This is a genomic window from uncultured Kordia sp., assembly GCF_947489565.1.
Classification (GTDB): domain Bacteria; phylum Bacteroidota; class Bacteroidia; order Flavobacteriales; family Flavobacteriaceae; genus Kordia.
On record NZ_CANLEA010000041.1, the window covers coordinates 1 to 10,955 of the forward strand.

The following is a 10,955-nucleotide window of genomic DNA, read 5'->3' on the forward strand; positions in this document are numbered from 1 at the left end:
TTGAACATGAACTATTAAACTTATAAACCATTAAACTTCTTTGTTTTCACCACGAATTCACGAATGTTTTTAGGCTTACTCTTGTGAAGATTTGCGCGAATTTTTCCTAGGTGCACTTTTATTGGTTTGTTGATTTGTTGATTTGTTATTTGAGCATAAACTGCTAAACTTATGAACTATTAAACTTCTTAGTTTTCACCACGAATTCACGAATGTTTTTAGGCTTACTCTTGTGAAGATTTGCGCGAATTTTTCTTAGGTGTACTTTTTTGGTTTGTCAATTTGTTATTTGAACACGAACTCTTAAAAGGAATTACAAACAAAAAACGCCTTGAAAAAATCAAGACGCTCTGTATGTATAGTATTATTCTATTTTTTTAGAATTGATATCCTACTGAAAGTTGAAAAACTCTGTTGGTGATATCTGGATTTTCTTGAATAGCAGCGATTCCAAGATTGTATCTAGCTTGTGCAAAAAATCCGTTGTTGAACTTGTATCCTAATCCGAAATTCACTCCAAAATCGAATGATTCTACATTTGCATTATCATTTTCAAGCGCACTATCTTCATACGTTACCGTATCATTTACTAAAAATGAAACTTGTGGACCTGCTTCAATACTTAGTCCATCAATAATATAATATTTTGCCATTACTGGAATCGCAATATAGTCTAACTCTGTAGTCCCGATATTGTCTAATTTTGCTCCTTGTGCTGAGTAAATAACTTCAGGTTGCACTGAGAATTTATCACTAAACATTAGTTCTGTTGTGACACCTACATGGAATCCTGTTCTTGAATCTAAATTTACGGGCGCACCTTCAACATTTGCGAAGTTTACTCCTGCTTTTACTCCAAACTTTACATCTTGTGCGTTTGCGTTAGCAATAAAAAATAATCCTGTTAGTACGATTAATAATTTTTTCATAATTGTTTTGTTTTTTTATGATGAATGATGCTGGAATTTTATCAACTAACGTGCCAAAAAATATTTTTTGATTGAAAAAAGAAGTACTTTTTTTATTTGATGCTGTATCTCAAGTACGCTGCATACGAATTTGCTTTTACAAGCGTTTTTTACTTGTAACTGTTTTGAGTAACATCACTTTTATATTTAAAATTCGAGATTTATAATATATAATTTATAATTTTACCTAATTAACGCACTGTTTATGAGTTCTTCTTTTGAAAAGTATCAAAAAAAACGATTAATTTCCTCTTATTTCTCTGTGGTATTGAGTACAACATTGGTACTTTTTCTACTTGGGATTTTAGGCTTGTTAGTTTTGAATACGAAGAAAGTGGCTGACTATTACAAAGAACAGATTGCGCTGACGGTGTATTTGAAAGATAGTGCCAAAGATGTAGAGATTAAACAACTACAAAAAACTTTAGCTTTGGCTGAGTATACGAAGTCTGCCGAATTCGTATCAAAGGAAACTGCTGCAGCCAATTTAACCGCAGATATTGGAGAAGATTTTGTTGCCTATTTGGGCGAAAATCCTTTGTTGAATTCACTTGACGTGTATTTGAAAACCGATTTCGTTTCTAGTAGCGAATTACAAGAAATTGCTGCTGAGATTAGCGAAAAGAATTTTGTAGAGGAAGTAACGTTTGACAAGCAATTGGTTTCTAAACTTAATGCTAATATTAAACGTGTTGGACTTGGAATTTTGATTGCATGTATCTTTTTTGCTTTTGTAGCTGCTTTGTTGATTAACAGTTCTATTCGCCTTTCTATTTACGCAAAACGTTTTACTATTAAAACCATGCAAATGGTGGGTGCTACCAAAGGTTTTATTCGCAAACCTTTTATTTGGAATAGTGTAAAAATGGGACTTATTGCTACTATTTTAGCTTTAGGAGGAATGGCAGGCGCGTTGTATTATGCCGACAAATCACTTCCTCAATTGCAACTCACAAGCGATACCACTAATATCGGAATTGTATTTGCTGGTATTTTAGTGATTGGTATTTTAATTACCTTGATTAGTAGTTTCTTTGCAACACAACGTTTCTTGAATTTACGTACCGATCAGCTGTATTACTAATTTACAGCTATCGTAATGTGTGCAGCTTTTTAATGATGTTTTTGTACTTTTCACTCAAAGGCACATGATGATTGCTCGACAACATAATCAGATTATCTGCTGGAACAATTTCTTCAATTTTTTTAGAATTGACAATGTAGTTTCTGTGCGTTTTCGTAAAGACATTAGGATTCAATAGTTTCGAAATTTTCGTCAACGAAATCATAATGACAAACTTTTCTTTTTCCGTGATGATGTTACAGTATTTTTCTTCTACTTCTATATAAATAATTTCTAATAATTGCACTTTTTTGAGCGATTTTCCTTTTTTGATGAATAAATGATCGTCCGTAATAACTGTGTCTTCTTTTTTGCTGAGAAAGACATTTTGTTGTGCATAAAATTTTTCAACTGCCATTTCAATCGCATATAAAATCTCCAATTCATTAAAAGGTTTTATTAAATAGCTGAATGGTTGTGTAAGCTTCGCACGCTGAAATATTTGGCGATCGGTAGAACTTGTTAAAAACACAAATGGTTTTGCGGCATTTGGTACCGTATTGATGGTTTCGGCAAAAGCAATTCCGTCTGGAACACCATTTAAAAATATATCAATAATGACCACATCAATCTTTACATCTCCGTAAAAGATTGCCAATGCTTCTTTGAAGGTTGTGGCTACAGCGACCACATGATACCCATTTTCTTGGAGTACTTTTGCAAGCTTTTTGCTTTGCGCGGGTATATCTTCAATAATGAGTACATTAATTTGATCCATCGGACAGGTTTTTTAGTAAAGATACAATCATTTTTGTTCCTTTTCCTAATTCACTTTCAATGGTAAATTTCCCTTTATTTTTTTGAATCATCGATTTGCACAATTGCATGCCTAATCCTGTTCCTATGATGTGTTTGTTTTCTTTTTTAGCAAGCGTTACTGAATCTTTTAATAGTTCTAAACGCGTTGCTTCACTCATTCCTAAACCTGTATCTTCTATGACTAAATCATAGTGTTTTTCGGAAGTACTTCTCGTGTAAATGGTAATTGCATCGTTTGATTCGGAGAACTTAATCGCGTTGTCAATTAAATTTCGCAATACAATTTTCAACGATTCCTGATCGGCAACAATCATGACATCTTCGGGCACTTTATTTTCAAATTGAATCTTTTTATCGAGCAGTAAAGGTTTGTAATTGTACACCGTTTGTTCCACCATAAAAAACAAGTGCATATTTTGCATTTCAAAATACGATTGCTCCGTTTGCAATAATGCCCAATGGAGTAAATTATCGAGCAAATTATACGCACCATTCACAATAGAACTGTTGGTATGCAATAAATCATCTAAGGCATCTAAATTCTTTGCTTCTAAGTTTTTAGACAATTCTGTATTACTCGTTTTCAAAGCATATACAGACGAACGCAAATCATGACTCACCACAGAAAACAGTTTATCTTTCATCGCATTCAACGCATTCAAGTTTTCTTTTTGCGTTACAATAATTTTATTGCTTTTTACTTTTTCTCTGTAGAAATAGAACACAGTTCCTAGCAGCAATAGCAAAATAATGGCAGCATACAAATAACGATCGCGTTCTGCACGTTCTAGTTTGTTTTCTAACGCTAGAGCATTTACTTCTTCCTGTTTTTTATTGACAGCCAACTCTTTTTCCAATTTGCCAATTGCCCAATTACGATCACGGTCATTCAATATATCTTTATATTTCACAACCTCATTTGTGTATTGTAATGCTTTTTCAAAATTCTTTCTATTGTTCTCTACTACTGCCATATTATTTGCAGTTTCAAGTTTTAGGCTGTAATCATCTATTTTTTGAGAAAGTGCATAAGCCTTCTCAAAATAAGGTATGGCCTTATCATCTAAATATTGATTGTAGTATGACGTAGCAATATTCCCGTAAGTCCCAATAAGTTCAAGTGTATCTTTATTTTTTTCATGCAATGAGATGCTTCGTTGAAAATAATTATCTGCAACTTCGTATTGATTTAAGTGTAAATAACACGATCCTATATTTTCTTCAATATTCGTTTTTTTAAGACCTTTTAATTGATTCGGCTCTATAGAATCTATGATTTTATAGTATTGAATTGCTTTTTCAAATTCACTTTTTTCAAATGCAATTCCTCCAAGGGTAATTTTGATATGATTATAAAAAAGAAAGTCTTGAGATATTTTAGCCAATTCCTCTTTGGCTTCGTTCAATATCCCTTTATTTCTAAAACTAAATCCTCTAAAAAAATGACAATAATTGATAAGTTCAGCACTATTATCTTTAGCAATTAACTGCTTAGCACTGTACACCAATGTTGAATCCCACTGGTTTATTAAGAAAAAAGATGTTGCCTTTTTAAAATAAGGAATATGATTAAATTTAGTCGTCGCCTTTTGAATCTCTTTTTGAAAAGGACTCAACTCTTTTTCTTGTTGAGAAAATAGTAACGAAGTACTAAAGAAAAAAAAGAGCACTGTTGTAGAAATAAATATTGCTTTCATCAGGAGAACTTTCTCAACAATGTAGGCAAATTTAAGAAACAAAAAAAGTAGAGTTCATAAAACCCTACTTGTTCTTAATTTTAAAAAAGATGGTAAACTAGTCTATTACATCATTTCTTTTTTCACCGTTGTGGTCGTTCCTCTTGACGTAACAGGATCTGAATTGTGTAAATATGTAGTTATAGACTTCAGTTTTTTACTTTCTAGGCTAACTTCTGTTCCGTTTATTGTTTGTGTAATTTTATCTATAGATAGATTGAAAGTATAAGGATACAAGCCATCAGGCACTTCTTCTAAACCGTCATAACATATGTATACATCAAGTGTTGTAATATTTATATTATCAATACTGGATAAGTAAAGATTAAGGTTCTTTGGAGAATAATTAGAATCTATATAGACCGTAACTTCAAGGTTAATGGAATCATCTGATATATATGTTACCAAATCTGCTTTTGGCGCCAATGGTGTATCAGAAGTTTGATCGATAGGGTTTGCAGCAAATATTTGACTACTAGGACTTATTAAATCTCCTTTCAAAGCACTTGTACTATTTTCAGATAACTTCTTGGAAGCTGTTGAAGTTTTCACTGGTAATTGCTTCCAAAAATAAATAGTAGATTTATTTTCATCAGGAAGTGTTATTGGTAACGTAGCGGCTGGTGTTTTTAATGTTGTTGTACTCATAATCATATAGGTTTAAGTTAGTTTTCATTAAAGAATTACTATTTTTTAGGTTAGTAATTCTTTAACAAAGAGATACTAAAAAAACATTCCATCGAAAAAAAGTACCACGGAAAAGAGTTTTTTTTCCATAAAGCACGGAAAATACTGCATATCGATTTCTACAAAAAGGGAAGATCTATTTATAGCCGTAAATAAAACATTAACAGACTTTAACCCTTTATTATAAAATAATTAGGAGAATACTAAGTTATCTTTATAGCAACAAATCCAAACCCAAAAATTTATGATGAAAATATTTACGTGATTTAAGTAAGACATTTTAATTTTTTAAAAATTATAAATTATGAGAAGATTCACATTTATATTTTTAGGCATAGCACTCGTTGTATTTTTAGCATATTCGTTCAAGCCAGTAACTGCGGTCAAATCGGACGATTGTGTACTTATTTCTGGAAAAATAGTTTCGATTACAGAAGGAGCTTCTAACGATATACAAATTCGATTGGAAAATGATAGTCATTATTACTATATCAATCGTGGTTTAGAGAAAGGAATAAATTTAAAGCAATTAAGTTCTAAAGTTTTAAATAAAACCGTTACTTTGTACTGTCCGAACCGATGGACAATCGTCAATCCTGACGGAATTGTTCCACAGATTTCACAAATGGAAAAAGGCACAACCGTTGTTTACAGTGAGTTTTAAAGCCTTTTGTTTCCAAGTGAGGTATGTTTCGGTTGGTATTGGTAAACTTGAGTATACATGAAAAACAAAAAGTCAAAAAGTAACCGCAAGAAAACAAAAAATACTCCACACAATCAGGAGCAGATTTCTGTGGCTAAAAAAAATGCGTTAAAAACGGAAAGCACGAATTCATCTAAACCCGAAAGTTCATCGCTACCTCAACATGGCTTTGTTTTTGGGAAGAAAAACTACAAATTCATGTTTATCGGTTTAGCTGTTATTGCCTTAGGATTTATTTTAATGGCCGGCGGCGGAAGCGATGATCCTAATGTCTTTAACGAAGATATCTTCAGTATGCGCAGAATTCATATTGCACCTATGGTCATTATTATCGGATTTGCTATAGAAGTATATGCCATTTTGTTGAATCCGAATTCTGATGCCTAATTCATGGATACAATTAATGCAATTATCCTTGGTATTATTCAAGGATTAACCGAGTTTCTACCTGTTTCTTCTAGTGGACATATTGAGTTAGGAAAAGTTATTTTAGGTGCCGAAGTCAAAGAAGACATGTTGTTTACAGTTGTCGTGCATTTTGCGACTGCTTTAAGTACGATTGTTATTTTCAGAAAAGATATTTTAGACTTACTGAAAGGTTTGTTCCAATTTCAATGGAATGAAGAATCTAAATTTGCCGTAAAAGTATTGATTTCCATGATTCCTGCTGCCATCGTTGGTGTGTATTTTGAAGATCAACTAAAAGCATTATTTAAAGGAAATGTACTCTTAGTCGGCTGTATGTTAATTGTTACAGCTATCCTACTCTATTTTGCCGATAAAGCTAAAAATACAAGTAAAAACGTGAGTTATTCAAATGCGGTTGTGATTGGAATTTCGCAAGCGATTGCCATGTTGCCTGGAATTTCACGTTCTGGCGCAACTATTTCTACTTCTGTATTACTTGGAAACGATAAAACCAAAGCTGCCCGTTTTTCATTTTTAATGGTTGTACCGTTAATTTTTGGGAAGATTGGAAAAGATATTTTTAGTGGTGAACTTGCGTTAGAAAGCTCTGATATTTTACCAATGTCACTTGGGTTTATTGCCGCTTTTGTTGCAGGATTGTTTGCCTGTACGTGGATGATTAATTTGGTAAAGAAAAGTAAACTTACTTATTTCTCTATTTACTGTTTGGTTGTCGGATTGATCGCAATTGGATATGTTGGATATCAAACATATTTGTAATATGAAAACGCTCGAAGAATACCAAGCTGGACAAACTTTATTGATTGACAAACCGTTGACATGGTCTTCGTTTCAAGCAGTAAACAAAGTCAAATGGGCATTAAAATCAACATTTAAAGTAAAGAAATTAAAAGTTGGACATGCTGGAACACTGGATCCGTTAGCGACAGGATTGTTGATTATCTGTGTTGGAAAAAACACAAAGAAAATTGCGGAGTTTCAAGGACAAGTCAAAGAATATACAGGAACGATTACTGTTGGTGGCACTACACCATCATACGACTTGGAAAGTGAAATTAATGAAACATTTCCTACAGCTCATATTACAGACGAATTGATTCAAGAAACTACAAAACAGTTTTTAGGCGAAATCGATCAAAGACCACCAATATTTTCTGCGCTTAAAAAAGATGGAAAACGACTGTATGAACTCGCTCGTGCTGGTGAAGAAGTAGAGATTCCTACTCGAAAAATTACCATCAATGAATTTGAAATTACGCGCATAGCATTGCCCGAAATTGATTTTCGTGTGGTGTGTAGTAAAGGAACGTATATACGATCGTTGGCGCATGATTTTGGACAAGCTTTACATTCTGGTGCGCATCTTTCTGCCTTGCGTCGTACAAAAATTGGCGATTTTGATGTTAAGAATGCTATTTCTCCAGAAGCTTTTGGAGAGAGTCTTCGTTCTTAGACGCGCTGACGCTTTTAGACGTACTTCGTACTTAGAGACGCTTTGCTTTAGACTTGTTAGAACTTCCTTTGCTTCGCAAAGTGTAGACACTTTTGATGTGTAAACTAAGAAATATATATTTCTATTTTGTCGCTCCTGTGTAGACAGGTATTTATCATTTTTAAAAATAGATTCTGGAACAAGTGTGGAATGACAGGAAAATAAAAAAGGACTGAAATATGACATTTCAATCCTTTAGGTATCTAATAATTTTAGCTAATTCAATGTGGCTATACCAATTGTAATAAATCTGCCACTGTATTTTGTCCTTTATCTTTATTGTACCAAACTTGTAAGTCTTGTTTAAACTCTGGAGTTAACTTTCCGTGTTCAGCTTTGTAATCGTTTACCATTTGTGTTGCTATGGTAGGTCTTGGTCCCCAATCGCCTAGCACATTCCCCGATGCATTATCGATGGCAATCAACTTTGGAATTGACTTTCCTCCATTTGTTAGAAATTCATTCATCAATGCTTCATTTTCGTCTCTCAACACTACTTTAAACGTAATATTATCATTCAATTCAGCAACTTTGTTAATCACTGGCATCGTTTGCGCGGCATCGCCACACCAACTTTCTGTCAACACCAACCAAGTTACATTACCATTGTATGCTTTAATTTCGGCTACAGCTTCTTCCGTTAACTTTGTCGTTTTGTCCAAACGCTTCATACGTTTGTCATTCAACATAGAATAATTTGACAATGCTTCTGTTTGTGTTTCGCCTGTAGATTTTCCTTCAGCTACTAAATTTTTCACTAAAGTTCTATATTCTTGATATGAAGTCGCTTTCGTTAAGCTTTCTTCAATTATATTTTTTATTTGCGTATCTGTTGTTGTCATAATGTAAATACTTTTTACAGGAATTCAGTCGTGGTTTTATACAAAACTTACGTTCTTATTTTCAATGTGCTTTTGCGGTTTATTTTTAGCGTTGTAAATTTACGAAACCATTCAGGTCTATTTCCTGATGTTTGTCATGAATTAATTAAAACAGTTACGAGATGAATTTTACAGAAAAAAGAAGATGTGCTTGGTGCGGAGACGATCCGTTGTATGTTGCCTATCACGATGAAGAATGGGGCGTTCCTGTTTATGACGACGATACACTGTTTGAGTTTTTAATTTTAGAAACATTTCAGGCAGGTTTGAGCTGGATTACCATTCTGCGGAAGCGAGAAAATTTCCGAAAAGCTTTTGACAATTTCGATTATAAAAAAATTGCGCAATACGGAGAAGACAAATACAATAGCTTATTGCAAGATGCGGGAATCATCAGAAATAAGTTGAAAATAAAAGCAACGATTACCAATGCTCAAGCGTTTATGAACGTGCAAGAAGAATTTGGTAGTTTTTCAGAATATATTTGGCAATTTACAGATGGAAAGCCCATTCAAAATGCATTTACCAATAGAAATGACGTGCCCGCAACGACTGAAATCTCAGATAAACTCAGTAAAGATTTGAAAAAGCGAGGTTTTAAGTTTGTAGGATCTACAGTGATATATGCGCATATGCAAGCTACGGGAATGGTGAACGATCATACCGTCAGTTGTTTTCGATATGACGAATTAAAAAACGGATGATGAAGTACTTTTATTTACTATTTTTTTTTGGTTTTTCGTTGGTTTGTACAGCGCAGAAATCGTATAAACACGAAAAAGAAGAACGCATTGAGAAAAAAGCATTTCCACAAAACGCTTTGGATCTTTTAGAGAAAACGTTGCCTAAAAAGATTACAAAGGTGAAGTATTATAAAGAACAAGACAGCATCAAAATTAGTTACGAAATCAAACTAAAATATAAAGGCCGAAAATACAGTGTTGAGTTTAGTAAAGAAGGACTTTTAGAAGATGTTGAAGTGACCGTGAAGCAGCAACATATTCCACCAAAAACGCTCGAAAAAGTCAAAAAACATTTCTACAATACGTATAGTGCTTTTCGAATTAAAAAAATACAACGTCAATACAATAATACGCCTACAATTGATGCTGAAACCGTCATGAAAAATGCATTTTCAAACGATCGAAAAAGTTCGTATTCGTATGAAATCATAGCAGAAGTAAAGACAAAAAAGAAGCGTTATTTTATTGAAATTACGTTTACCAAAGAAGGCGATTTTACATTGGTAAGAACTGTTATTCCAAGCTCGTATGATCATATCTTATATTAAGAAAATTATTGTTTTTGCGGGTTTCCTGTGTTCGTTTGTATCATTTTCGCAAAACGATTTCACTACTTTTTTTGAACCTCAATTTGCGGTAAATCATACGGTAAATGATAGTTATAAAGTAAATTTTGCGACCGTTTCTAGAAATTATGTATATCGTGATAGTGAGTTCGAATTTACGGTAAGACAGCTTCAATTTGTACACTTTTCTACGTTTAGTTTTAACTCAAATCATAGCCTAAGTGCAGGTGTGATGTATCGTTTCCGAGAAAATTTTGAAGACAAAAGCAACGAATTGCGATTCACACAACAATACAATTACGCGCATCGTCCAAATGTAGTGCGTTTTGGACATCGCTTGCGAACCGAACAACGCATTACCACAAATAATACTACACATCGTTTTCGTTACCGATTTACCATTGATTTGCCACTTTCGGGAGAAAAACTAGATATTGGTGAACCGTATTTTGTAGCCAATACAGAATCGTTATTGAGTGTTGTAAGCGCTAGCGCACCACAAATTGATCAGCGTTTTACGACGCAAATTGGTTGGTTATGGACAAAATCTTTGAAGTTTCAAACTGGTTTGGAGTATCGCTTTGAAAATTTCAACAAAGACACTCAGGAAATTTTATTCATTCTTACTTCTGTGATATTGCAATTGTAGTTTGTAGCATTCACTAAACGTCACTTCGAGTGATTTTTTTGATATTGAGCTTGTCGAAATGAAGAAAAATTGTATCGAGAAGTACTTCTAAATTAGTAGTTGCGTTGGTGATATCAGAGTAGATCTCGATACAGAATTCTTTCAGAATTCCACTCGATCTGACGGGATATGCTTCTAATTAATTTTAATTCTGATTCAGAAGACTTCAATCAAGATCCC

At 33.4% G+C, this 10,955-nt stretch carries 13 protein-coding genes; 8 read left to right on the forward strand and 5 right to left on the reverse strand.

The window, feature by feature from the left end; genetic code table 11:
- Positions 1-377: 377 nt before the first annotated feature.
- Entirely contained in the window at positions 378-929 is a 552-nt protein-coding gene (locus tag Q0845_RS27410) for a porin family protein (RefSeq protein ID WP_298521113.1), read from the reverse strand.
- Positions 930-1,173: 244 nt separating this feature from the next.
- Between Q0845_RS27410 and Q0845_RS27415 the strand changes: the two genes are divergently transcribed.
- On the forward strand, positions 1,174-2,052 hold the full coding sequence (locus tag Q0845_RS27415) for a permease-like cell division protein FtsX (protein WP_298521115.1): 879 nt from the start codon (positions 1,174-1,176) through the stop codon (positions 2,050-2,052).
- 7 nt (positions 2,053-2,059) lie between these two features.
- Here the strand turns inward: Q0845_RS27415 and Q0845_RS27420 are convergent, their stop codons facing one another.
- The 3 genes from Q0845_RS27420 to Q0845_RS27430 all read right to left on the reverse strand — a co-directional run bounded on the left by Q0845_RS27420 (position 2,060) and on the right by Q0845_RS27430 (position 5,234).
- A complete protein-coding gene (locus tag Q0845_RS27420) occupies positions 2,060-2,809 on the reverse strand; it encodes a LytTR family DNA-binding domain-containing protein (protein ID WP_298521117.1) in 750 nt (249 codons plus the stop codon).
- Complete coding sequence (locus Q0845_RS27425; RefSeq protein ID WP_298521119.1) at positions 2,796-4,547, reverse strand: tetratricopeptide repeat-containing sensor histidine kinase; 1,752 nt, start codon at positions 4,545-4,547, stop codon at positions 2,796-2,798. The genes Q0845_RS27420 and Q0845_RS27425 overlap by 14 nt, the downstream gene beginning before the upstream one ends.
- A 105-nt stretch (positions 4,548-4,652) precedes the next feature.
- Positions 4,653-5,234: a hypothetical protein gene (locus Q0845_RS27430; protein WP_298521121.1), complete on the reverse strand. Its 582-nt coding sequence runs from the start codon at positions 5,232-5,234 to the stop codon at positions 4,653-4,655.
- Positions 5,235-5,577: 343 nt separating this feature from the next.
- Here Q0845_RS27430 and Q0845_RS27435 point away from each other — a divergent pair, with 343 nt between their 5' ends.
- The 4 genes from Q0845_RS27435 to truB all read left to right on the forward strand — a co-directional run bounded on the left by Q0845_RS27435 (position 5,578) and on the right by truB (position 7,858).
- Positions 5,578-5,937 carry a hypothetical protein gene (locus Q0845_RS27435; protein ID WP_298521123.1) on the forward strand — a complete coding sequence of 120 codons (360 nt, stop codon included), beginning with the start codon at positions 5,578-5,580 and terminating at the stop codon, positions 5,935-5,937.
- A gap of 129 nt (positions 5,938-6,066) precedes the next feature.
- Complete coding sequence (locus tag Q0845_RS27440) at positions 6,067-6,363, forward strand: DUF3098 domain-containing protein (protein ID WP_298521137.1); 297 nt, start codon at positions 6,067-6,069, stop codon at positions 6,361-6,363.
- Between the two features lie 3 nt (positions 6,364-6,366).
- On the forward strand, positions 6,367-7,164 hold the full coding sequence (locus Q0845_RS27445; protein WP_298521125.1) for an undecaprenyl-diphosphate phosphatase: 798 nt from the start codon (positions 6,367-6,369) through the stop codon (positions 7,162-7,164).
- Position 7,165: 1 nt separating this feature from the next.
- Entirely contained in the window at positions 7,166-7,858 is a 693-nt protein-coding gene (gene truB / locus Q0845_RS27450) for a tRNA pseudouridine(55) synthase TruB (RefSeq protein ID WP_298521127.1), read from the forward strand.
- Positions 7,859-8,127: 269 nt separating this feature from the next.
- On the opposite strand, the gene Q0845_RS27455 is transcribed toward truB, so the two are convergent.
- On the reverse strand, positions 8,128-8,739 hold the full coding sequence (locus tag Q0845_RS27455) for a thioredoxin family protein (protein ID WP_298521129.1): 612 nt from the start codon (positions 8,737-8,739) through the stop codon (positions 8,128-8,130).
- Positions 8,740-8,900: 161 nt separating this feature from the next.
- Between Q0845_RS27455 and Q0845_RS27460 the strand changes: the two genes are divergently transcribed.
- From Q0845_RS27460 to Q0845_RS27470, 3 genes are read left to right on the forward strand one after another with little or no spacing between them, the layout of a single operon-like run.
- Positions 8,901-9,482, forward strand: coding sequence for a DNA-3-methyladenine glycosylase I (locus Q0845_RS27460; protein ID WP_298521131.1), 582 nt, complete (start codon positions 8,901-8,903; stop codon positions 9,480-9,482).
- A complete protein-coding gene (locus Q0845_RS27465; protein WP_298521133.1) occupies positions 9,479-10,069 on the forward strand; it encodes a hypothetical protein in 591 nt (196 codons plus the stop codon). Before Q0845_RS27460 ends, Q0845_RS27465 begins: the two co-directional genes overlap by 4 nt.
- Positions 10,050-10,736, forward strand: a complete 687-nt coding sequence (locus tag Q0845_RS27470) for a DUF2490 domain-containing protein (RefSeq protein ID WP_298521135.1) — start codon at positions 10,050-10,052, stop codon at positions 10,734-10,736. Before Q0845_RS27465 ends, Q0845_RS27470 begins: the two co-directional genes overlap by 20 nt.
- The last annotated feature ends 219 nt before the right edge of the window (positions 10,737-10,955 follow it).